Annotated in this window: 22 protein-coding genes; 10 read left to right on the top strand and 12 right to left on the bottom strand. The window is 43.6% G+C overall.

Translation table 11 applies throughout. The annotated features are described in order from the left end of the window. Window positions 1–8 precede the first annotated feature (8 nt). Window positions 9–686: a hypothetical protein gene (locus CH367_RS12230; protein ID WP_100762800.1), complete on the bottom strand. Its 678-nt coding sequence runs from the start codon at window positions 684–686 to the stop codon at window positions 9–11. Window positions 687–816: 130 nt separating this feature from the next. On the opposite strand from CH367_RS12230, the gene CH367_RS12225 reads away from it, so the two are divergent. Further along, window positions 817–1,491, top strand: a complete 675-nt coding sequence (locus CH367_RS12225; RefSeq protein ID WP_100762799.1) for an OmpA/MotB family protein — start codon at window positions 817–819, stop codon at window positions 1,489–1,491. Window positions 1,492–1,523: 32 nt separating this feature from the next. Here the strand turns inward: CH367_RS12225 and CH367_RS12220 are convergent, their stop codons facing one another. Continuing rightward, window positions 1,524–1,880: a DoxX family protein gene (locus tag CH367_RS12220; RefSeq protein WP_100762798.1), complete on the bottom strand. Its 357-nt coding sequence runs from the start codon at window positions 1,878–1,880 to the stop codon at window positions 1,524–1,526. A gap of 392 nt (window positions 1,881–2,272) precedes the next feature. Here CH367_RS12220 and CH367_RS12215 point away from each other — a divergent pair, with 392 nt between their 5' ends. Then, window positions 2,273–2,710 (top strand): CBS domain-containing protein, encoded by a 438-nt coding sequence (locus CH367_RS12215; protein WP_100762797.1) that lies wholly within the window; start codon window positions 2,273–2,275, stop codon window positions 2,708–2,710. On the opposite strand, the gene CH367_RS12210 is transcribed toward CH367_RS12215, so the two are convergent. The 10 genes from CH367_RS12210 to CH367_RS12165 all read right to left on the bottom strand — a co-directional run bounded on the left by CH367_RS12210 (window position 2,681) and on the right by CH367_RS12165 (window position 13,264). After that, window positions 2,681–3,955 (bottom strand): glycosyltransferase family 4 protein, encoded by a 1,275-nt coding sequence (locus CH367_RS12210; protein ID WP_100762796.1) that lies wholly within the window; start codon window positions 3,953–3,955, stop codon window positions 2,681–2,683. The two genes, CH367_RS12215 and CH367_RS12210, sit on opposite strands and share 30 nt — an antisense overlap. A gap of 90 nt (window positions 3,956–4,045) precedes the next feature. After that, window positions 4,046–4,462 (bottom strand): YfeK family protein, encoded by a 417-nt coding sequence (locus CH367_RS12205; protein ID WP_100762795.1) that lies wholly within the window; start codon window positions 4,460–4,462, stop codon window positions 4,046–4,048. Window positions 4,463–4,535: 73 nt separating this feature from the next. Then, window positions 4,536–5,705, bottom strand: a complete 1,170-nt coding sequence (locus CH367_RS12200; protein ID WP_100762794.1) for a hypothetical protein — start codon at window positions 5,703–5,705, stop codon at window positions 4,536–4,538. Window positions 5,706–5,808: 103 nt separating this feature from the next. After that, window positions 5,809–6,402: a 2-hydroxychromene-2-carboxylate isomerase gene (locus tag CH367_RS12195; RefSeq protein WP_100762793.1), complete on the bottom strand. Its 594-nt coding sequence runs from the start codon at window positions 6,400–6,402 to the stop codon at window positions 5,809–5,811. A gap of 59 nt (window positions 6,403–6,461) precedes the next feature. Beyond that, window positions 6,462–7,418: a CE1 family esterase gene (locus tag CH367_RS12190; protein ID WP_100762792.1), complete on the bottom strand. Its 957-nt coding sequence runs from the start codon at window positions 7,416–7,418 to the stop codon at window positions 6,462–6,464. After that, the gene (locus CH367_RS12185) at window positions 7,415–7,927 is read right to left on the bottom strand and encodes a hypothetical protein (protein ID WP_100762791.1); all 513 of its coding nucleotides are present in this window, start codon (window positions 7,925–7,927) and stop codon (window positions 7,415–7,417) included. Before CH367_RS12185 ends, CH367_RS12190 begins: the two co-directional genes overlap by 4 nt. After that, complete coding sequence (locus CH367_RS12180; RefSeq protein WP_100762790.1) at window positions 7,927–8,535, bottom strand: hypothetical protein; 609 nt, start codon at window positions 8,533–8,535, stop codon at window positions 7,927–7,929. The genes CH367_RS12185 and CH367_RS12180 overlap by 1 nt, the downstream gene beginning before the upstream one ends. Beyond that, entirely contained in the window at window positions 8,536–10,995 is a 2,460-nt protein-coding gene (locus CH367_RS12175) for a hypothetical protein (protein WP_100762789.1), read from the bottom strand. It abuts the gene before it with no gap. Further along, window positions 10,988–12,409, bottom strand: coding sequence for an MDR/zinc-dependent alcohol dehydrogenase-like family protein (locus tag CH367_RS12170; protein ID WP_100762788.1), 1,422 nt, complete (start codon window positions 12,407–12,409; stop codon window positions 10,988–10,990). Before CH367_RS12170 ends, CH367_RS12175 begins: the two co-directional genes overlap by 8 nt. Window positions 12,410–12,487: 78 nt before the next feature. Continuing rightward, complete coding sequence (locus tag CH367_RS12165; RefSeq protein ID WP_100762787.1) at window positions 12,488–13,264, bottom strand: class II glutamine amidotransferase; 777 nt, start codon at window positions 13,262–13,264, stop codon at window positions 12,488–12,490. A gap of 122 nt (window positions 13,265–13,386) precedes the next feature. Between CH367_RS12165 and CH367_RS12160 the strand changes: the two genes are divergently transcribed. From CH367_RS12160 to CH367_RS12120, 8 genes are all read left to right on the top strand, one after another. Further along, window positions 13,387–14,493 (top strand): glycosyltransferase, encoded by a 1,107-nt coding sequence (locus CH367_RS12160; RefSeq protein ID WP_100762786.1) that lies wholly within the window; start codon window positions 13,387–13,389, stop codon window positions 14,491–14,493. Then, window positions 14,490–17,252 carry a DNA polymerase I gene (gene polA, locus CH367_RS12155; protein ID WP_100762785.1) on the top strand — a complete coding sequence of 921 codons (2,763 nt, stop codon included), beginning with the start codon at window positions 14,490–14,492 and terminating at the stop codon, window positions 17,250–17,252. Before CH367_RS12160 ends, polA begins: the two co-directional genes overlap by 4 nt. Window positions 17,253–17,400: 148 nt before the next feature. Then, window positions 17,401–18,189 (top strand): DUF1554 domain-containing protein, encoded by a 789-nt coding sequence (locus CH367_RS12150; RefSeq protein ID WP_100762784.1) that lies wholly within the window; start codon window positions 17,401–17,403, stop codon window positions 18,187–18,189. A gap of 8 nt (window positions 18,190–18,197) precedes the next feature. Further along, a complete protein-coding gene (locus CH367_RS12145; RefSeq protein WP_125226126.1) occupies window positions 18,198–18,518 on the top strand; it encodes a Bor/Iss family lipoprotein in 321 nt (106 codons plus the stop codon). After that, the gene (locus CH367_RS12140; protein ID WP_100762782.1) at window positions 18,509–19,417 is read left to right on the top strand and encodes an OmpA family protein; all 909 of its coding nucleotides are present in this window, start codon (window positions 18,509–18,511) and stop codon (window positions 19,415–19,417) included. The genes CH367_RS12145 and CH367_RS12140 overlap by 10 nt, the downstream gene beginning before the upstream one ends. 72 nt (window positions 19,418–19,489) lie before the next feature. Then, window positions 19,490–20,434, top strand: coding sequence for an aldo/keto reductase (locus tag CH367_RS12135; protein WP_100762781.1), 945 nt, complete (start codon window positions 19,490–19,492; stop codon window positions 20,432–20,434). 273 nt (window positions 20,435–20,707) lie between these two features. After that, window positions 20,708–22,702: a methyl-accepting chemotaxis protein gene (locus tag CH367_RS12125; protein ID WP_100762779.1), complete on the top strand. Its 1,995-nt coding sequence runs from the start codon at window positions 20,708–20,710 to the stop codon at window positions 22,700–22,702. A 127-nt stretch (window positions 22,703–22,829) separates the two neighbouring features. Further along, window positions 22,830–23,993 carry a LamG-like jellyroll fold domain-containing protein gene (locus CH367_RS12120; RefSeq protein WP_100762778.1) on the top strand — a complete coding sequence of 388 codons (1,164 nt, stop codon included), beginning with the start codon at window positions 22,830–22,832 and terminating at the stop codon, window positions 23,991–23,993. Window positions 23,994–24,010 lie beyond the last annotated feature (17 nt).

Genomic DNA, 24,010 nt, shown 5'->3' with positions numbered 1-24,010 from the left:
TTCAAACGTCAAAATTCTTTTTTAAAAACCTCAAAATAATTTCTAGTCTCGTTAGGAATGATAGAAGGATAAGGTCCAAATCCCGGATTATTCTGATTTGGATTATATTGACCCTTATTGTCTTTTTTATTTTCGTTTGCTTGATAACTTACTAAAGTGCTGAATAAAAGTTCAAAATTCGCAACATTTAATGTAGAATCTTCTAAAGTGATTTCCACTAAGAAATGATTGCCCGAACTCGTATAATCGAACTCGTAAAAGAAGACTGGATCTGCATACGCGGAAAAAATCGGAGCAATCTTCTTATCTTTCTTATCACTTCTATAAATCTGGACAAGGAAAGAATGGGCATTGTCATCGTGAGCCAAGCCGATTCCCAATTTGTATTTTTGAGTTCCTTCTTCTTGGATAGAAGGGAGATGAATTTTATAAATAACTGAGTTCCCTTTAAAAACAGCGCCATTGAATTGATGCTTTTTCTCAACGTTGTATCCGGAATCACGAAGATTTCTTCTTACTTCCTCTAGGTAGGCTCTGAGTTCTCTCCTTTCATCTGCCGGTCTTCCGACCACCGACGTACCAGCAGGTGTTCTATCCTGCGGAGCAACGGGATTCAAAAAGCAAAACACCCCTAAAAACAACGCTAAACTAAAAATTCTGTCTAATTTGGAAATCTTTCCGTTCATTGGATTCTCTTCCTACGTAGTGTAGTCGAGTGTGAACTAGATGAAAAGATTTTTTTATTCATTCATCTACCCCTTTTGTTTTTTTCCGGATCGCCGACAAATAAAGAAGATACCAATTCGGCGGAATTTCATGAAATTAAAAACTATATTCGTTTTTATCCTTTTGACCCTAATTAACTGCGTTTCCAATTCGAAATACGATTCATTATTAAAAGCCTATGAAGAATCGAAACAGGACAATCAGAGAATTCTCGGGGAAAAAGAAGGTCTTTCCAGATCTTTGGACGAATTAAAACGAATTCAGGAAGAATCCGAGCAAAGAATTCAGGAATACAAGGGTTTGATGGCGACTTTTCGTTCTTTGATCGACGCAGGTAAGCTTAAAATCAAAATCATAGACGGGAGAATGGTGGTCGTGCTTTCATCCGACATCCTCTTTCCAGTAGGCTCCGCATTCTTATCCCCGGTCGGAACTACGGCCATCCGGGAGGTCACAACCTTACTCGCGTCTCTCGAGGGAAAACGTTTCCAAATCGAGGGGCATACCGACGACACCCCGACCGGCATCAAAGGTTATACGAACTGGGAATTGGCTTCCTCAAGAGCCCTCAACGTCCTACATACGATGGTAAAAGCGGGAATGCCCGAGGTAAGAATTAGCGCCGCGAGCATGGGAGCTTCCAGACCCGCAGTTCCTAATACATCGCCTGAAAACCGAGCGGCCAACAGAAGAATCGAAATCGTGATCGTACCCGATCTGAGCAATCTTCCCGGAATGGAAGAATTGAAAAAATACGCCAACTGATTCATTTCCGAGAATATTCTATAAATCGAATATTAGGTAAAGGTATAGGCCCAGTAGATCAACAACAGTTGTGTTGGAAGTCGCAGAAGTAGGGCCCACTTCGGTGGGTCGGTCTTTCTTCTGGATTGATAGTGATAAAGATTTGCCGGGAACACCGCGATCAAAAGAAGAATCACTCCCCAAGCGCCGAGTTGTCTCGTATCGGGAAGAAGCAATAAAGCGCCCAAGGCTATTTCGATCAAGCCGCTGATAGAAACGACGAACTTAGGGTAGGGAATGTAAGGAGGCATGATTCTTAGATAGAATCTAGGAATAACGAAGTGAAGTATTCCGGCGATTATATAAAGAATCGCCATAACGTAAAGACTGATAACGGTCAATTCCGGCATAATAGTTTCCTTTTTAAGAGTAAAAGATTATACCAGATCGGAACGAAATCGGATTAAAAAAATTAAACCGTTTTCTTTTCTCGTCCACGAAACCGGCTGTTCCTTTGTTTTCGAACTTTGACTTGAAAGCTCGAGATTCTTAAGGAGCTGATATGTTTCTGACGAGATTCTTCCTTTCTAAAAACGTCTTTCTTGTTTAAGAAACAATTCGAAATTAAATTCATAGGCAACCTTCTCCTTGCCCTGGAATTACTCGGTCATCATAGGAAAATTCGATAAAGTACAAGAAAAAAAAGAATTTCCCTGAAATTTTTTTACCTTTTATTACTCAGGATAGAACGGGTTTTTGAAATATTCTTTCCGACCTTTTTTCTCGTTCGAGTCTCGGAAGAATGGACTTAGACAAACTTCTCAAGGAAGTCATGACGACTCGGATCTTTACGACCAACGTAAAGGATTCGGTTTCACGGATTGGAATGATTTTTCAAAAATTCGAATTCCATCATCTTTTGGTGGTCGACGATCAAAAAAAACTTATAGGAGTCATATCGGATCGGGATTATTTAAAGACGATCAGTCCTTTTACGGGAACGAGAATGGAAAGAATTCAGGATTCTCAGATTATGAATAAAACGGCTTCTCAAATCATGAGTTCCTTTTTGATTACCGCACACGAAGATCAAAGTTTACGTTATGCGACCGAGCTTATGCTTCGTTATAAAATTTCCTGTCTTCCCGTTATGAACCGGAGAAACGAAATCGCCGGAATCGTAACGTCCAGGGATATTCTGAATGAAATTCTAAAAAGCCCTCTCGATTTGACTTCTTGATTCCACGATTCTCAGGAAATTGATCTTCTCGTTCGCCTGTTCTTCCAAGTAATCCATAGAAATTGAATATTCAGAATATATATTTTCCAAGGATTGTGCGACTTTTTCCCAAGTGCAATCCATCGCTTTTTTTCTCGCTTTTGCGGCGATTTTTTTTCTAAGAACCGCGTTGTTGGAAAGAAAACAAGTCATGTCTATGAATTCCTGTTTTTTTCCGAACCCGGGAAGAAACGCGGAAACTCCGTGTTCCAGATATGAATTGGCCGCCGCATATTTGTAAGCGATCAAACCGAGTCCGCTCGCCATCGCTTCAAGAACGACGTTTCCGAAAGTTTCCGTCATGCTCGGAAACAAAAACAAATCTCCGGAAGCGTAGTGTCTGGCTAATTCTTCTCCCCTTTTTAAACCGCAAAAGATAAGATCTGGATTCTTATTTTCCAAAGTATCTTTTAGAGGACCCTCGCCGACGAGAACCATCTTTGCGCTCGGATTCGATTCCTGAATTTTACGAAACGCTTGGATGCTCAGTTCGATGTTTTTTTCAGCGGCGATTCTTCCCACATACAAAACAACGAGTTGATCCTTGTTCACTCCCCATTCTTTTCTTAAAGAAAGATCTCTTTTGGAAGGATGAAATAAATCCGTATCGATTCCTCGAGATACAACTCTTACGTTATCGTATCCTTGTTTGAAAAGATTTTCCACCAAGTCTTGAGACGGCGTAAGAGTGATCGCGGTCCGATTGTGAAGTCGTTTTAAATAATTTCCTACAACTTTTCCGGCGAAACCGACCTTGTAGTATTCCGTGTAAGAATGAAAGTTCGTTCTAAAATCGCTGACTACCGGGATTCCCAAGTCTCTTGCGGCGCGCACCGCGGACCAACCTAACGGACCTTCGGTGACTACGTGAACGATGTCCGGTCTTTCTTTTTTAAAATGTCGCTTTAATATCCGCTTTGCGGGAAATCCGAAACGCATATCTGAATACATAGGAATTCTGCAACCCGCCATCAGAACTTCCCGATAACCTCTTCGATCGTTTACGGAATCCTTCAGTCCTTGTCTAGGACGAAACAATAGAATATCGTGTCCACGATCCACGAGATCGTTTACCATTCTATGAAGAGTTTTTGCAACTCCGTTGATTTCCGGGAAATAAGTTTCCGTAACTACGGCGACTTTAAAGATTCTTCTTCCCGGAATCCGAGCGGGTGAGATTGGATTCGGTTTTGGATTGGATCGCATGCCCGGATACTACCGGGCGGAGGTAAGAATCCCATTAAAGAAATATTAAATTTTCGTTACAGACCTCGTTTTCAATACAACGCTGGGCGTTTAATTCTTCTTAATTTTAGTCGGTTTAACGGGAGAATTCTTCTTTTTTAATATTTCTTCCCATCTTTCCTTCAACCAAACCCCGGATTCTTTCGTTTTGCCGTCCGCGAATTTTACGTGATAGGGTTTTCCGGACATGCTCGATTTCGATCCTATATGTTCTATGAAATCGGGAATCGTTTGTATTTTGCCGTCGGCCGCGTTTAACTTTCTCTCCATGTGTTCTCTCGCTTCTTTGGGATCGTGTTCCGATCCGTTGCGAATGAATTTGCACTGACAAGATTCGAGGGTTCCCATCAACAGATTCAAATCGTTTCGAAAATCCGAGTTCGAAGGTGTTTCTTGCGAGAACACGAATGCCGAAGTGAAAAACGAACAAAGAAGAATGGAAAGCGTAAAAATCTGTTTTTTTATCATGGAATGTCCTTTGATTTTTTTGAATCAATCCGCATTAGTTCTTTATAAAAAACTCATATATAAAATTCGATTTCTAAAATTCGATCGGTGTGAACAATGCGAAGTGAAAGGTTCTGAATTCATACGTATATCCGTTGTCCTTAAAGAGCGGACCTCCGAACGCAAGTCGAAACTTAAAGAACCCTATCTTGGGAGTTTCGAAATAAAACATAAACGAAAAAACCTGTTGTTTGCTAAAATTCACCTGGGATCTCGCCAAACTTCCCAAGGCCAACGCTTCCAACGGCGTATACGTTCCTGGGTGCGCAAAGTAAGCGTAAAGAGCCAAAGGATCGGGTCTGAGTAAACCTTTAGACGCGTAATAATAACCGAGCGTTTCCAAATTTTTACCCTGAGATAAACCGGCCAAAAGATAACTCACGAGAGGATCTCCGCTGGCAGGGTTGATGTTTCCCGTGATGAATTGAAGCGTTGAGATCGTATTTAAGAATTGAGTACGATTGGTGCTATCAAGCAAAAGATAACCCAAACTCAAAGCCGGATCTTGAAAGTCCACCGAACCGGTCATCTTTACGTTTGCGGGACCGGCTCCCACACCGAGACGAAACGAATCCGATCCTTCTTTTCCTAAGTAAAGAATGGGCATCGCCATCGAATAAACACCTTCGACTCTGGTGTTCACGTCCTGTTTGGTTCGATCATCCGAAGAGGTCGAGCTTCCCGATGATTTTGAGGAAGACGAAGAAGAGGATGAAGAACCGGAAGGAGCGTCGATCGGTTTCGGCATAAACTGGTTGTCCAAAAAGAAACTCGAGTTGTGCAGAAGAAGATGTACTCCAACATATTCAGAAATTTGAAAGTCTCTGGACTTAACGTCCAACATCCAAGTCGTCTTACCCGGACCTTCTTGTGTCATCGTCGCGTCGTTTCCCTTTCCTCGAATGTCCACCGTAACACTTTCCAGGGTCACACCGGGGTTGATTGAAAACCACTTCGGTCCTTTCTTTTTCGGATCCGTTTTAGGAACGTCTTGATTCGGGATCGGCGTTGGAGTCGGATTTAGATACTGATCGCCGTCATAACGGGGTTCTTCCGGAGTCGGAGTTACGGGAGTTTGTGCGAAGATGCGAGGACCAAAAAGAGGCTCGGACGGAATTCCGAAAGACTTGGATTGAGCGAAGGAGGAATCCAACGCGACAAAGAATGCAAGAGCGAATACGAGACTGTTTGCTTTTATTTTCATACGGATCGTTTTTAGTTTTTATACTTTTAAGAATCTGGTTAGGACAAAAAATCAAAACGTTTCCGATTCGAAAATGATTCTTGGAAGAGACCGGATAAAAAAATTAAGAAAGTTTCAGTTCTTCTAAAGCGTCGTCCAGGTGGTCGTCGCCCCAGAAAAGTTCGTTTCCTACGATAAAACTCGGAGCTCCGAAAATTCCGAGATCCATCGCTCTTTCGGTTTGTTTACGAAGAAGATGTTTCACTTCCTCTTTTTTGGAATTTTCCAAAATCTCATTTCCGTTTAATCCAAGTCCGTTTAAAATCGAGATCAAAACTTCCGGATCGGAAATGTCTAAATCTTTCGCAAAGTTCGCGTGGAACGTTTCTCGAATGAAGGAGGAGATCCAAGGTTGATCCGTGTTGGCGACCGTGATTCTGGAAGCGAGAAGGCCGTTTCTCGGAAACAGGGTCGGAACTACGAAATCGATTCCGTATTTACGGCTTCTTCGGGTCATGTCCTTCCACATATACTTTCCCTTTGAAGGGTAGATGTTAAAGGGAGAATCGTTCCAGCCTTGTTCCTTAAAGATCGGTCCGAGAAGAAAGGGTCTCCATACGATTTCCACGTTTAAATTTTGGAGACGTTTTTCGATTCTCATCACTGAAAGATAGGAATAGGTGCTTGCAAACTCGAAAAAGAATTCAATTTTTTGCATACGATTATTCTCCCTTTTTCATTCGAAATCGTAAAAACCAATTTTCGAATCGAATCGGATCAAGGTTCCAAAGTCGATTGAAAAAAAGACCAAATGTCTTCGGCCGGATTCAATTCGAATGTGGAGTTTCCGAGCGAACCAACGAGTGGAATTTTTCTTTCGATTCCCGGCCAATTGTGACCGCCGCCTACAACCTTGTAAAGTCGAACCGAAGTTTTCCCATTACACTGATTGTAAGAATAAATTTCCAGTTTTGTTTTGTCGTCCTTCGCGTCCCTCGTTTCGAGTTTGGAAGTTTTGGAACAGGAATTCCAACCGAGCCAACGATCGACGGAATCTTCTACGCTGAGAATTTGTCCTCCGTCTCTCACATAACCGCCGTAATACGGAACTGTTGGATCGTCGGTTCCGTTGATGAATGCGACGGAAACGTTCGCGCTCGGTTCGAAATTTTTCAGAACGTATTCTGAAATTTGGGAAGAAACGCTGACTCCCGCACGGAATCGTTTCGATTTTTCAACGAGCATTCTTTGAGTCATAAAGCCGCCGTTGGAATGACCTACGATAAAGATCTTGTCTTGGGCGATCGGGAACAACTCCGAAAGATGTGCGATTAGTTTTTCTATAAATTCAACGTCGTTGATCTTATCTCGATCCGCGGGTGTCGCACCTCGACCGTCGGCCCAGCTTCTGTTGTAACCGTCCGGATAAGCCACAAAAAATCCTTCCTTGTCCGAGACATCGTTGAACTTGGAATCTTCCATGATGATTTTTCCGTTGCCCAATCTTCCGTGAAGAACCAAAACCAACGGTAGTTTTTGATTTTCTCCGATCGGATTTTTGGGAGCGTGAAACCAATAGGTTCGAGAAGTTCCGTTTACATTCAGATTTTCATGGCTCGCACCCTCGGCGAACTTTTGTCGATCTCCGCGCAACAATCTGCAGTTCGCGGAAACAAGTAAAATTAAAATTAAGAATATTCTAATTATTGAATGTATTGTTTTGCTCGTCTTCATTTTTCGAATTCCTGAATCGAATCGAGAAGTGTTTTTTCAAAACTCGAAGAGGGCCAATAAAAGGGGGACAGTGGGAGAATCAAAAAACCTCTCCACTGATCGAGAACGAGATGATGTACCGTCTCTTTGGGACGTTTTCCCTTTTCGGAAAGTCGATATACGATCGTATGTTCCGTCTTGTTGTAATACGGAATCACTCCGAAAGTCAGAAGGCTCGCAAAAAAGTTGAGAACGTGCAGTTTGTTATAAGAATAAAAAGGTTCCTGTTCTTCGAGGATGACTTCCAAAAGTTCCTCGGATTGTTCGTCTTCGGAGATTCCTTTTTCCAAAAGATTCTTTTTGATATGGAGCATCTCCGCGTTGTAAAGGGTGAAACCGGTGAACTCAAGGCGGAATTTTTTGCCCTTGGAAAACGAATGAGCGTTTTGAATCACTTCGGGAGGATTCGTAAAACCCGCGCAGAAATTAAAACAAAGAATACAAAAGAATATTATGATTTTATGATTCATTAATAGATCGTCCTCGAATCGAAAAGGAATTTTTCCGCGTAGACGGAATATGCGGAACGGATTTTTTCCCGGTCGTCGATAAACAAAAGACCCAGAGAAACCCAGCCGAAAGCTTGGACGCTGTCGATCGAATAGGAATATTCTCCGATTTTCCGATTCCATTTCCAAACTCGAAAGACCACCTTGTCCTCCGACTTCTGAAGAATGGGAATTATGAAATAGGTTCGTATCGCAAGAAGTCGGTTGATAATGTATAACGAAAATTGAATGGGTTTTTTCTCCACCATCCACGAAACGGGTTGGGGTTGTTCTCCGAATAAAAGACCGAGCCTCGGAGCTTTTTCCAAGACGATTTGAATTTTGATTTCCGTATCCGATTTAGAATGAAAGGAGATTTTTTTGAATCGGTTCGAAAGATGGATCGTTCTCAAAATTTCGGACGCGAGTTTTTTACTAGAATCTTCCTGCCAACCGATCAACTCGTACGAAACTTCCTTATCGATCATGAAAGAATCTTTCGGAATACTCGGTGGATCATCGCCCGTCATAAAGGTGGAACAACCTTGCGACAAAAGAAAACAAAACAAGAGAATCGAACGAATGAACATCTAAATTCGATTTCCCCAAGGATCGATTTCGTGATCCACCGCATAAAGACCCGGAGGAAGAATTTTTCCTTTTTGAGATTGGTCCGCCATACCTAAGGCCGCGGAAGCGAGTTGTCCGATAATCGCGTCCATTCCTTCGGTGGGAACTCCGTAGAATAAAAAATTGATCGGACTCAAGTCGCTTAACAAAAAGAAGGTTTTTTCGATTTCCTTTCCTTCTTTCGAAACGTAGAACGTAACCTTTCCGCCCTGATCGATTCCGGATTGAGGATCGAGGATACGATCGAATTCCAATCGAGCCGGATGACCTCCGATCTTTTTATCATCCGAAAAAGAAAGCTCGTCGATCCAATTTATGAGATCCGTATATTCCGCGGTTTTTGTGGAACCGGATACGATTAGAATTTTCGATTTGTTTCCGTTGAGAATCAGGTCTTCGAAATGTTCTCGTTTTAAGATCGAGTTTCCAATCACACCGAGAATCAGATCTCTGGAAAGAAATTCTTCCCTAGAAATTTCGCCTATCGTTGTATAGTCGTGTTTATTCGGTTTGGAAACCTTGAGGTCGACTTGAACGAGATCCCGATTGGTATCGTGCAATCTCGATTCAAGATATTTGCAAAGAAAGGAACCGATGTTTCCTTTGGCTCCGAGGACTAAAATCTTTCTCGAGGAAAGAATCATCCCTTGTCCGTTTAAGATCGCTTCGATCGCGTTGAGAATGGAATACGCGACTTCTTTCGATTCTTCTCTTACCTTTTGATTGGAGATCGCGATGGAGAATGCGGGTAAGAATAATTTTTCGTTTTTATCTCGAATGCTTTTCAGTCGATCGTAACCGTTTCTTGTATGTTCTACGGTTCCGACTAACGTTTGTGAAAGAAACTCGTTTACTTTCATCTTGGGAGCTTCACGTTTTACGGAATATTCCTTACAAAGAAAGTCTACGTCCTTTCCTGCAAGAGCGAAGTCGTTGAAGAACGGAGCGACGTAACCGCCGTCTTCCACGAGGATCGTCTTTTCTTTTTTGGAATGAGAATCCAACAAAAGGTTCAAAAAAAGATGTCCCGTAAGAAGTTTCATCGCGTCGAAAAATCCGAGTTTCTCCTCTTCCAAACGATCGTATAAATTTTTGAGTTTCGAGGAATCGCTGTAAAGCGGTGAAACGGAATAGTAGATCTTGTTCTTAGGGCCGACCTTGAGTTGAAGACCGGACATATAAAAATGATCCGTGGGAACGTCCAAAAGAACGTCCAAATACGCGGAAGGAACCACACCACCGTATTTTACGAACGAAACCGTGAGTTGTTTTGCGCCGAGTCTTCGAAAGGTTTCGATCAAGGCCACGATTTCGGATGTGATATGGTGTATTAGAAAAACGTTAAATCCTGTTAATTCGAAGTCGTGATTTTCGCGGTTCGCGATCTTTTCAAGGATCGGCATCCGTTTTAGATAATGATTTAAGTCGAGGGTCGTTCTTTTTGAGTTGAAGCTGAAATTCAAAACACGATCAAGTCTGGAAAGATCGATGTAAACCTTCGTTTGATCCGTAAGTTGAACCAAAATGGTATGGCCTTCTTTGAGATGTTTTGCAATTTCATGATCTTCTAATACAAGAAAAATCTTTTTAAACAAGGGAAGGGCTTCGATCGGATCGGTCTTTACGATTTCATCCGAAAACGTTTTGTCCCAAAAAACGCTGATCTGATCCAGTTTGCCGAGAGGAGTTTTTTCGATTTGTTCGAACACTCGAGAAAAGGAACGATTTTCCTCTACGTATGATTTTTCTCCGCGTTGGGCCGCGCTTAAAATTCCGTTGTTGATCGCTTCCGCGATTTTTGTACTTCCGGCGATGAAAATTCTCGAGCCGATATCGTCCACGATTACGTGAGGAACCGCGGTCAAGTCGATGTTGGCGCGATCGTAATTCTCCACCGTTAACCGGAAGAAAAATTCTCCCGGTTCTTTTTGATTGGGAACCCGCTCGAGAATGAATTGATAGTCTATGTTTTCATTCGGGCTCGCGTGATGAAACGGAAACACGAGCGCGTAGATCGAACAGTTTTTCGGATCTTCTCCGTAAAACTCGGGATGAATTCTTTTCGCCCAAACCTGTCTTTGAAACGTTCCGAAGACGGTTCTTAAGTGATCCTGAAATTCTTCCTTAAAAAGAAGAATGTCCTTTAACACTCCGGCTCTTGCATAAATTTGAATATACCCGATGTGCATATTCAAAAGTTCGCTATTGATGTTCGGATTGATCTTGTAAAAGATCGTAACGTCTCCGATTCCGTTTTGGACCTGTTCGAAAACTTCTTCGCCGAGGGTTCTGGAAAGAATGGAAAGTCCGGTGAAGATTCTGAGACTTCTAAGATCGAGATCCCATATTCCTTCCTTACCTTCTTTCAGGGTCGGCCCGAGAGAAGTTTCTAATTCCCTAAGAATGGAAGAATTAGGCATGTTCGATCACTACTTTGATTGCTTCCGGAGTATGAGCGACCGTAAAGGCTTGCGGAAGATTCTCCGGAGAATACGAATGAGTCACCATATTCTTTTCAAGCGCTTCCGAAACGTTTTTGTTTTCCTGAAGGAGTTTGATCGCAAGATGAAAGTCCCCGCATCGGGAAGAATGGATCGATTTATTCGCATTCAAAAATTCTAATAAAGAATTTTTTCCGAATTCTCCCTTAAAAAGGATCGCGCTCCTCGGACGGATCAAAGAGTTCTCGTGGTTTTTGTTTGGACGAATGAGAAGATCGATTTCTTCCGCGGTGCCTGCGATTCCCAGATCGAAACGGGGAACGTGCCCTTTGAAATCGGGAGATTCCAAAATCTTTTCGGCTTCCTCAATGCTTCCGTAATATACTTTGAAATGAGAAGGTAATGAAACTTTACCGACACTCGGAGCAACGTAAACGGTTTGGTTGGAACGATTCTCCTTTTCCCAATGAAAGTTCAGATTTTCTTCGCTGAACTTTAAAAGTGAAAGTTCGTCCACGACGAGTTCGGTGAGTTTTTTGATTCCGAATACTTCTTGTCCGTTCGTCGTTTTGAGATGAAGTTCCCGATTTGAAAGTCGGATCGCACTTTCAAAACCTGCGGTTGTGCTCGTCGTGTCGTATACGATCGCAAAACGATTCTTCAGCGATTCTATGTTTTCTTTTCTAAGATCGATTGCTTCGTCGGCTCCGAGGTTGAGAGAAAGTTTTAAAAGATGATCGTGTCTTGCAAGCGCGGTGATTTTAAAATCGATTTTAGAAGATGCCCTAAAGGCGGCTAACGCGGCTATGACGAGACTTCCCAATCGTCTCGGACCGAGAACTGCCACGTTATCTCCCTTCTTCGGTGGGGAAGCGATCACCGCTTGTAAAGACGCCGCGAACGGTTCGATCAACACCGCGGTTTTATCGGGAAGATTCTGAAACGGAATCGCCGCGTTCTGAGGAGCTAAGATATAAGGACCGAATCCGCCGGGAAGTCTGTCGATCCCGAGAACTTTTCTTTCCGGGCTGTGCGATGGAATTCCTTCCTCGCAAAATTCATCGGAGGGATGATCGCCTCTTGCTTCAAACGTATCGTTGATCTCGACTACGTATTTTTGTTTGGTTCCGTTTTGAGGTTCTATGTCTTCGGCGATGACCTCGTGTCCGATCACCTGCGGAAGAGGGAAGGGCAAAAAACGACGGGATAAATCCGTGGAACAAACTCCGCAGAGTTTGGATTTTAAAAGTTTATAACCGGGTCCGAGATGTAAGTATTCTTTTCCGTTTCTGGAAATGTCCCAACCTTTTTCCAAACTTCCTTCGAATTGATAATCCGCTTTTTCGAAAGTATCATCCGAACGATAGTCCATGGCTTCAAATTGGATTTTCATACATCACCCTTGGTTTAGACAAAGAATCTAAGAATTACGGTCAGTGTAGAATTCGGTTGGATTCCGACAAATCCATTCTCATCGATTGGAGAATACGATTTTGCCCTTTCTCCATACGGAAAATTCTCCCGGTTTGCAAACGGTCCATTCTTCGTTGGATGTGAGCGGTTGTGTTGCGATCACGGTGACTATGTCTCCCGCTGTCGTGACCTTTCGAAAGTCCACGCTGAGATCGGCGTCCACAAGTCGGGCCTTTCCGAACGGAGATTTGCGAGTGATCCAGGAAAGTTTTGTGGAACAAAACGTGTAGAGGTTTTTAGAATCGCTGAGAAGGAGATTGGAAACTCCTTTTTGATGGAGTTCCAACATATAACCTTCGATGGCTTGGAAGAGTTCCGTTTCTTTTTTCGGGGGAGATTTGAACTTCTTTTTTAGTTTTCCGAGAAGCCAGCAAAATGCGAACTCGGAGTCCGTACTTCCGACCGGTTGAAAATCACCGAGGGATTCTTCCTTAATTCCCTTGAACTGGCCGTTGTGGGCGAATGTCCAGTAGGAACCCCAAAATTCTCGAATGAATGGATGGGTGTTTTTCAGATCCACTTTGCCGCGGTTGGCTTTTCGGATATGACTGATTACGATTTCACTTTTGATCGGAAGTTTTTGGACAAAGGCCGCGATTTTGGATTCGACTCCGGGTTCCGGGTCGTGAAAAACCCGAAGTCCTTTTCCTTCGTAGAATGCGATTCCCCATCCGTCCTTATGCGGGCCGGTTTTTCCTCCTCTTTGGACTAGGCCGGTCAGGCTGAAACAAATGTCAGTCGGGACATTGGCGCTCATTCCGAGGAGTTCACACATTCCATTCTTCCTTTAAATTAAGTTAATATAGTAGAATAATTTTCGCTAAAACAGAATGTTTCTGTCCAGTGATTTTTCAAGGATTCCTTGCAGAAATGGGCAGGCAACTGGAAACTGAGCGGGTGATTTTGCATATAGATACAGAAACAGGATGGAGAGGGGGAGAAAGACAACTCCTGCTCCTGGCAGAGGGTCTGAAAAAGAGAAAGATTCCTCAACTCATCGTGGGCAAACCGGGTTCCGCATTGGAAGGACGGTGTTCCGACCATGGACTTCCCTTCCAAGCAGTGGATATGAGGGGAGAATGGGATCTTTCGTCGGTCAAAGCGATCCGCGCTTTGGTTCAGGAAAAAAAGATCAAACTCATTCATACACATACGGCCAAGGCGCATACTCTCGCTTTGTTCGCAAAATCAAAACTTCCCGATACAAAACTTGTAGTTTCCCGACGAGTGGATTTCAGTATTAGAAAAAACTTATTTTCCATTTGGAAATACAAATCCAAACGGAACGATCTTTTCTTAACGGTTTCCAATAAGATCCGAGAAATTCTTCTCAGAGACGGAGTCGATCCCGCAAAAACCGTAACCGTTCACAGTGGAATCGATTTTTCTTTTGCGAAAAAACTTCCCGATCCCGCGCGTTATAAAAAAGAATTCTCTATCAAAAAAGATACGATCGTGATCGGAAACGTCGCCGCGCTCGTGGATCACAAGGATCAAAAAACGCTTTTGAACGCGATCGCAAAGATCGATTCTTCCCGAAACTTCAAGGTGTTTCTTGTCGGTGAAGGTGAACTCAGAAAAGAGTTGGAAGACCTTGCAAACACATTAGGAATTTCTGATAGAGTTGTTTTTACGGGTTATAGAACCGACGTTCCCGATATTCTTTCCTTGTTCGATATTTTTACTCTTACTTCCAAGGAAGAAGGTCTGGGAACTTCCATTCTCGACGCGATGGCCGTCGGTCTTCCGATCGTAGCGACCAAGGGCGGAGGAATAGGAGAAATGCTCAGTCACGAAAAGGGCGCTTTTCTTTCCGAGGTCGGCGACGCGGAATCACTCGCTAAATATTATGAAATTCTTATGGATGATTTGAAACTTCGCAAGACGTTCGGAAGTTTCAACAAAGAATCCGTCAAACGATTCTCCATAAAAAACACGATCCGTAAAACGGAACTCGCATACTATTCTTTCCTGGGTGAAGAACTTTTCGGAGAAAAAGAATGAAACGTCTTCTGATCATCGACGGACACGCCTTCGTATTCCGAGCGTATTACGCGTTCGGAGCTTCCAATCTTACCAATTCCAAAACCGGAAAGCCGAGCGGGGCTACATTCGGTTTTTTTAAAATGCTTTTTAAACTTCTTCAGGATTATACGCCGACGCACGTCGCGATGACATTCGATCCGGGCGGACCTTTGGAACGCGGAAAAACTTTCGAAGACTATAAGGCGAACCGTAAACCTATGCCCGAGGATCTTCGTCCTCAGATCAAGGAAGTGATGGATACCCTTGAAAACATCGGTTTTCGAGTTTTGAAAATGGCCGGTCACGAAGCCGACGATATCATCGGAACTCTTTGTGAAAACTATAAGGCGACCGCAAAGGAGATTCTTATCTTTTCGGGAGATAAGGACCTTTATCAATTATTAGAAAAAAAGAATATAAAAATGCTCCGAGGCAAAAAGGGAGTCACCGAGTTCGTCGAAATCGATTCCAATTGGGTCAAAGAAGAATTGGGTGTGGACGTTAAACAGATTCCCGATTATATGGGGATCGTCGGAGACACTTCGGATAACATTCCCGGCGTTAAAGGAATCGGAGACAAGGGCGCTTCCAAACTTCTTCAGGAATATAAATCCTTGGACGGGGTTTATAAGAACATCGAGAAGATCAAAAATCCTTCGATGAAAACAAAACTCACCGAACAAAAAGAAAACGCGTATCTTTCCAAACAACTCGCGACGATTCGAAGGGATCTGGATTTAGCGATCACCGAAAAGGATATCGAAACGCCGGATTACAAATCCGATCAGGCCATTCTTTATTTTAAATCCCAAGGTTATAACGTTCTTTCTAAGGATCTCGCCAAGTCCGCGGGAAAAGAAGTTCCTAAGGATTCCGACGTTGCCGCCGCGTCAGGCGAAACCTCCGAGAACAAACCCGTTCCGGCGGGAGAAAAAGGAACGTATCGTTTGATCACATCGGTTGAGGATCTTTCCAAAATCTGTAGAGGTCTTTTGAAATCGAGGATTCTTTCCGTGGATACGGAAACAACTTCGCCTAACCCCGCTATGGCGGAGATTTTGGGGATTTCGTTTTCCAATCAGGAGAAGACCGGTTTTTACGTTTCGATCAAAAACAGCGCTTCCTTGTTTCAGGATAAGTCCTTGAGTTTGGAGGAAGTAAAGGAACATCTGGGTCCCGTTCTTTCGAGCGAGGTTCCTAAAGTCGGTCAGAACATAAAATACGATCTAATCGTATTAGAAAATCATGGTTTTGTGTTAAACAATATCCAGTTTGATACGATGCTCGCTTCCTACGTTCTTAGACCGGAAGGAAGACGTCATAACATGGACGATCTTGCAAAGGATCTTTTGAACTACGATACGATCACGTACGACGATCTTGTGGGAACCGGAAAGAAAAAGAAGGAACTCGCCGATATAGACCCGGAACAAGTCGCGGAATATGCGGCCGAAGACGCGGACGTAACCTTCAGACTGTATCAAATTCTGCGAAAGTCGATCAAGGAATCCGGAATTGAAAACGTTCTCAAGGATATGGAAATGCCTTTGATTCCGGTTCTTGCAAAGATGGAAAAGACCGGGATTGCGTTGGACGTTCCTTACTTCGAAGAATTGGCTCGGGACTTCGATCGAGAGATCCGTCATCTGGAAGGGGAAATCCACAAACAAGCCGGTGGACCGTTTAACATCGCTTCAACGAAGGAACTTCAAAAAATTCTTTTCGACGATCTCAAGTTGAGAGTCGTTAAAAAAACGCAGACCGGTTATTCCACCGATCACGAGGTTCTCGAAGAACTCGCAGGAGAACATCCCATCATCGAAAAACTTCTGGATTATAGAAAATATACGAAGCTCAAGTCCACTTACGTCGACGCCCTTCCGAAGATGGTTAATCCGAAGACGGGAAGAATTCATACGAGTTACAATCAAACGATCGCCGCGACGGGAAGATTGTCTTCCACCGATCCGAACCTGCAAAACATTCCGATCCGCGATCGGGAAGGTCGTCTTTTGAGAAAAGGTTTTATCGTGGGCTCGAGCGACTATGAAATTTTGAGTTTGGATTATTCTCAGATCGAACTTAGAATTATGGCGCACGTTTCTAAAGACCCCGCGATGCTCGACGCATACAATCACGGGATCGATATTCACAAACGAACCGCGGCGGCTTTGTATGGGGTTCCCGAAAAGGAAGTCACTCACGAGATGAGGGACAAGGCGAAAGTAGTTAACTTTTCCGTAATATACGGGGTCACTCCGTACGGACTCAGCCGCAACCTCAGAATTTCAAGGGACGAAGCGAAGTCCTTCATCGAACGTTATATGACACAGTATCCGGGTGTAAAATCGTATATGGATTCTATGGTTGAGTTTGCGGAGAAGAACGGTTACGTTCAAACCTTAACAGGACGTCGCCGTCCCGTAATGGACATCAACAGTACGCACAAATCCGCAAAGGAAGCCGCCAAAAGAATCGCGATCAACAGTCCGATTCAAGGAACCAGCGCGGATATGATCAAGATCGCGATGATCAAAATCCACGAGGACATCGAAAAGAAAGGTTATAAGTCCAAGATGCTTTTACAGGTTCACGACGAATTGGTCTTCGAGGTTCACAAAAAGGAAAAGGAAGAATTCAAGGCGTCCATGAAGAAGTTTATGGAATCCGCGATGCCTCTCGATCTTCCGATTCTCGTGGAAGGAAAATTCGGAGTCAACTGGGACGAGGCGCACTAAATCGGAACGGCCGTTGACACTAACGTAATTCGGTTCGGATTTATAAAGAATCAAACCGAATTACAAAAAGCCATTTTATTGGTCGTTCATTCCCTAAAATCGAATCAGTATTGAGAATCTGTCTACTATTCTGACCTAGAATTGTAGAATGAATATGGGTTCTTATTTCTCATTTAACGCCGATAAAGCGAAATTTCCCGTTTGGGTTCCTTCGCTTATCATTTTGCATTTCCTCACAATTTCCTGCACCATCTGGCCGGTTCTCACCGGGGCCGCGCTTCCTTCCAATTCTTCGAACGGAAATGGAAACGACTCGATGGCGATTCTTCTTCTATTGCAAAACGGAAACGGCTTTGGCGGTTCCGGTTCTTCAACGGGTTCCACAGGTTCATCCGGTCCTCCCGCGTCTTCTTGCGCGAACAACGGTGGATGTTCTATTTTTTTGTCCAGCGCCAGCACCGGAAATTTCGGAGGAGTTTCGGGCGCAGATGCAAAGTGTGCGACGGACGCAACCGCGGCAAGCGCCCCGGGAAATCCGAGCGATTATAAGGCGCTCATCATGGCGGACGACGGAAGCAGAACGCTTACTACGAATTGGGTTCTTTGGCCCAATACGATTTATAAAACCATGAGCAATTCGAATCTTACGATCTCGACCACCAACGCGAGCGCGATGTTTACGTTTCCCTTATCGAATCTGTTCGTTTCTTCGGGCGGAAACGCGATGTATACGGGCATTGATGCGAGCGGTGCGACTTGGGTTCCAAAATCGGGGGTCACTTGTACGAATGCAGGTGTTTCTTGGTCTTCCGTTTCCAACACGGTTTCCGGTTGGGTAGGGGTTACCAGCGGGACCGATAAGACTTTTGTGGACGTCGGCGGAGGCACCGGTTTTACCTGCGATAATTTTCTCTTAATTTACTGTGTGCAAAGGTAGAAAATAAAATGTATTCCAAAATTATAAATTACATGATTTTAATGTTTCTGGCGACGAACTTCGTTTTGTGTCAACACGCGAGGGTGGAGGTCGCTCCCACGTTCAAACAAAAACGAAAGGCGGAAACCAGTCGTGAAACCATTCTTCTCAAACAGAATTATTATCTGATGGGCTTGTTGCCGAGAAAATTGGAATATTCCGAATCCGAGTATTGCCCGCATCGGGGAATCAAGGAAGTCCATCAGTATTCTTCGATCACGAATATTCTGATGGAACAAATGACGATCGGGATTTATTCTCCCCGTTCTTTGGAGATCGTATGTCACTGACCGGCTTAAAAAGTTTTTTCACAAAGAATAGAATTCAGTTTTTATCATACGGAATTTTATTCTTACTTTGTTCGATGTTTTTCGATTGTCATCAGACGAACATCATTCCTTCCCAATTTCCGAGAGACGGAGAATCGTTCAAAGGAGTCAGCTTCACTTCCAAAAGTTATATGCTCGGATATTTCGAAGGAGGACACGATCGTGCGGAATGTCCCGAGGGAATTCGAAGTTTTAAAATCTTCAGAAGTATCACGGATTTTTTCGTACATATCTTCGTCGGCGGCGTATATAATACGAGAAGCATCGAAATAGAATGTGTTCGCATTAAATTGGATTTCGATTCCATCGTTCGTTCCAAAGGTTTCGTATTAAGAGGAGTTTATTTTAATTCGAACTCGGATCGAATCAACGAAGAATCTTTCGAAATCCTGGACGAACTTTCCGAAATACTCCGAACCAATCCGAACTTGAAAATTCTAATCACCGGTCATACCGATTTGAACGGCGGAGAAAAACAGAACCGAGTTCTTTCCCTCAAAAGAGCCAAATCGACAAAGGAATATTTACTCGCACAAGAAATCGATTCTTCCCGAATTGAAATCCGCGGACTCGGATCGAGCCGACCGATCTTAAGAAGTTTGGACGAAAGCGCTTCGTTTCAAAATAGAAGAATCGAAATTAGCGCCACACGAAACGATGAAAACGACTCCGTTAAAAAACGGATCGAACCCGAAGAATCTCCGCCGGAAGAATATACGACCACGATCATTCTTAGAAACGGAAGGAAGTTATACGGAAATATCACGAAACAAACCGAAAAGGACGTTTACGTGGAAAACAAAGACGGAGTTCAGATTTTATCAAAACGAAAAATCCGAAAAATCAAATACAATCATTGATAGAATCGGTTTTTTACTTTTTTATTCCGCGTTTTCGAAGTAGATTTTCGAAGGAAAGGAAGAATCAAAAGTATGGACCTCTTGACCCGTTCCGATTTTTTAAAACGAACTGCGGCGATCGGCCTTGCGGCAGGTTTGGTCCGATCTCCGTTTGAAAGTTTATTCGCCAAGGAGGGTGCCAAGATGTTGGAAAGAACGATTCAAAGAAGCGGGGAAAAAATTCCGGCGATCGGACTCGGCACCTGGCAAACCATGGATATTTCCAAGGATTCTACCGAACTCGAATCCTTGCGCGAGGTTTGGAAAGAATTTATCGATCAAGGCGGAACGGTCGTGGATTCCTCGCCGATGTACGGAAGATCGGAGGAGATCGTGGGGATTCTCGCTTCTTCGCTTGCGGAAGAAAAAAAGAAAAAAGTTTTTTACGCGACCAAGGTTTGGATTCGCGGGGAATCCGCTGGAAAAGCGCAGATCCAATCCTCCTTTGAAAAATTCAAAACGAATCGAATCGATCTATTCCAAATCCATAATTTAGTAGATACGAATACACATTTGAAAACTTTGCGCTTTCTTCAGGAAGGTCAAAAGATCCGATACTTGGGTTTGACTCATTACGTTTCTTCCGCTTTTCCCGAAATGGAAAAAATCGCTAAGACCGAGAATATGGATTTTATACAAATTCCGTATTCGATCGTGACGCGCGCCGCGGAGGAAAGAATTCTACCTTTCGCGCAGGAAAACGGAATCGGGGTTTTGATCAATCGGCCCTTCGAAGAAGGAGAACTTTTCAGAAGAGTCAAAGGGAAAACTTTGCCCGATTATTTTAAGGAATGGGATTGTGATTCTTTCGGCCAGACGTTTTTAAAATACATTCTTTCTCACCCTGCGGTCACCTGTGTGATTCCCGCTACTTCCAAAATTTCTCATCTCCGAGACAATCTCAAGGCCGGGTTCGGAAAATTACCTTCCGGAAAAGATAGGGAAGAATTTAGAAAACGACTTTTACAAGTTCTTTGATCTGCGTCGTATCAAAACTTTTTCGAATCTCTCGTTGAAATCTGCCGCGATTACTCTTGTATATTCAAATTATTGAATGTATAACCTTGTATTCTTTTCGGTTTAAATAGATAGTTCTTTGGGATTATTTTTATAGACAGGCTATATAAAATGGGGTATTTTATTGCTCTGATTTTCTTAGAATTATAACTTAAGAAATCAATAATTATCGTTCCGTGTATCCAAAATGCGTCCTCTGAAAAGATTGGTTTCATAACCGATCGGGAGTATTTCATGCGTCGTAGCAGTCTTAAGTTTATCTTATTGATTTCCGGGATTTCGATTTTGTTCGCTCTGACTTGTATCGTATCCGGTGCCGCGTATTTTTTCGGAAGAAAAAAGATCACAGAAAACTACATGAGCCAGATGAAGAGTGTGGTTTCAGTGGTGGGGCTCGAGTTTGATTCTTTTTTGAATTCTCATCTGAACGTCGCTTGGACGATTTCTCAGGATCCGCGTACGATGGAATCCTTAAGAACGGGCGCACCGATCGCCGGAAATTTTTATCAAGAGCTCATGCAAAGATACGGGGTTTATGAGAATGTCTTTATATGTCGTTTGGACGGAGATTCTAAGATTATCGCAGACGGACGCGGAGGAGTCACGATCGGATTTAAACTTTCGGACGCGGGAATCGAAAAAAGTTTAAACGCGGCCAAGGAAGGAAAAGTTTATTTAGCCGAAGCGAGAAAATCTCCCGTAACCGGATTGCCGGTCGCGCTTCTTTCGGTTCCGATTCTGGATGGAAATCGTCCGGTGGGACTTGTGGGGGTCGCTCTTTCATTCGATACCGTTTCCGAAAAGATCATCAAGGAAATTAAAATCGGTGAACAAGGTTATGTTTCCGCGATGGATCATAACGGCGTAATCATCGCACATCCAAAAAAAGAAATGATCCTGAACTTGGATATTGCGAAAGAATCCTACGGTAAAACGATGTTGAGTCTTAAAACCGGTGAAGTGATGGAATTCAGTTTCAAAGGCGCGGATCGATACGCGATGATCTATAGACTTGACGCTTGGAAAATCTCCATCGTAGCGATTCAACCGAAAACGGAAATCCGAGAATCCTTGATCGGTCTTTTGATTTTGATCGTCTTATCGGGTCTTGCAACCGCCTCGATCTCCGCGTATCTTTTGTATCTTCTTTTGAAAAAACGACTCAGTCCTTTGGAGAACGCGAGTAAACTTTTCAAAACCATGGCCGAAGGGGATCTTACATCGGACATCAAAGTCGTTTACGAGGACGAGATCGGTTCGATGAGCCGAGATATGAATTCTTTTATATTCAGCATTCGTAATTCTTTAAAGGACATCCAAAGGGTTTCCACGGAACTTGCCACTTCTTCGGAAGAATTGACAGCCTCTTCGGATTCTTTTGCGTCCGGCGCCCAGGCGACTGCGGCCTCCACCGAAGAAATGTCTGCAACCGTCGAGGAACTTTCTTCCGGTATGGATAGCATCTCGGCGGGAACGGATCGTCAGTATAAAAACATAGTAGAATTTCATAATAATATAAAAACACTTTCTTCCAGCGTAAGAGAGATCGGATTGGAAATCAAACAAGCGCTCGACTTAACTCAGGGAATTTCCACTCAGGCAGTCAAAGGGGAAGAATCTCTCGGACAGATGAAGACGATGGTTCAAAACATAATCAAATCATCGGGGGAAATGTCCGCGATCATCGGAATCATCAACGACATCTCGGATCAAACTTCACTTCTCGCGTTGAACGCGGCGATCGAAGCCGCAAGAGCGGGGGAAGCCGGTCGCGGGTTTGCGGTCGTTGCGGAAGAAATTTCCAAGTTATCCGAAAAGACGGCTTCTTCCATCAAGTCGATCAGCGAAATGATTTTAAGAAACAATCACGAGCTGGACTCCGGTGCGAGCGGAATCGAATCCTCTTCCGAGGTCATTCACGGAATCATCAAAAGTACGGATATGGTTTCCAAGGCGATGGAAAAATTATTCGGAATTACGAGCGCTCAAGAAGGAATCAATCAACAAGTCGCGGAACGCGCGGACAAAGTCGGAGAAGACGCGGAGTTCGTCAAACAGGCGATGGATGAGCAGAAACAGGCTTTTCACGAAATCACCCAGGTGATCGTCCAAATCAACGATCATACTTTGGGAACCGCTTCCGGCGCCGAAGAGATTTCCGCGTCCGCAAAAAGTCTCGAACATTCGGCCGAAAACTTAAGAAGGATCGCGGATCGATTCATCCTATAAAATCGCTTTCAAAAAACTGAATCTTGGATCGGGAAGTGGTTGTTTTTTTGAAATTTCTTTATAAGATCTGAGTTCCTCGGGATTTCCATTCTCACCTAAGAATGGAAAAGAGGAACCGGGTTTGAAAATGAAATCGATTCTTCTAATCTTAACCTCGATCACATTCTCATCATCGACATTCTGTCAATACAATCCGGAATCTTCCTCCATTCCGGAACTTTCGATCGCATTGGCAAGACAGTCTACAACCGGCAATTCGAGCGGACCTTCCGGACCGATCGGAGTTTCCATCAATCAGGTTTCTTTTTCGAGCGGTTCCACATACGATTTTCAATCCGTGTTGAACGGGTTTCAATCGCCCACCGCGACGATTTCGATCACGAATTCCTCAGGCGCGGATATTACGATTCCTGCATCTAATTTTTTGAATCTAACCGGGGCTAACGCATCCGATTTTATCATAGCCAGTTCGCCTAACGGAACCATAACGAATGGAGCTTCGGCCACCGCTTCGATTTATTTCAACAGCGCTTCCGCAGGTTTAAGAACCGCGACCTTAAACGTTCAGCCCGGCGGAAATATCACTGCGGTAAACATAACGTTACAAGGAACCGGCGTTTCCAATGTCGGAACGCTTTCTTTGTTTTCTCGGTTCGAGAGTATTGCCTTTAATGATTCTTCCGGAAACGGGAATAACGGATTCGTAACCGGAAATTTCGGAGGAACGATCGTACCCGGAGTTGTTGGAAACGCGGTTCGTCTCGGATACGGCGCAACACCGTCCTTTGATTATATAGACATTCCGGATTCGGCCGCGCAGAACTTTCATTTTGCGGGGACTCAGCCGATCAGTGTAACTGCTTGGGTAAGTCCCGATACGGCTTCGATCGGAACCATATTCGATAAATCGGAGAACAACGGACCGTTTTCGAATTTGATCTTTGACGTTATCGTAAGCAATTCGTTGTTAGGTGTACAATCCTGGCAAGAAGGCGCGTTTAGCGAAGGTTTTAGTTGGGTCGGTTCGATCGTAGGATGGCATCACGTTGCCTGTGTATACGATCCTACTTTAGGAAATCCGAATACGACCTTGTATTACGACGGAGTAGCGGTTCAAACTGGATATATTTTTTCATCCACATTCGCGCCCCCAAATTCTCAAACCGCAAACATCGGAAGATTCAGACGCGACGCCAATCAATTGTATGTCGGTTCGATCGACGAACTTCGTGTTTATTATCCGGTTGCTTTATCCGCTTCCCAAATTCAAATCATCTATAACAGTCGTTAAACGGTTTAAACGGAGAA

This window comes from Leptospira barantonii (genome assembly GCF_002811925.1).
GTDB classification, from domain to species: domain Bacteria; phylum Spirochaetota; class Leptospiria; order Leptospirales; family Leptospiraceae; genus Leptospira; species Leptospira barantonii.
Note: the sequence above shows the minus strand (reverse complement) of the source record. Positions and strands in the feature narration are given on the sequence as shown.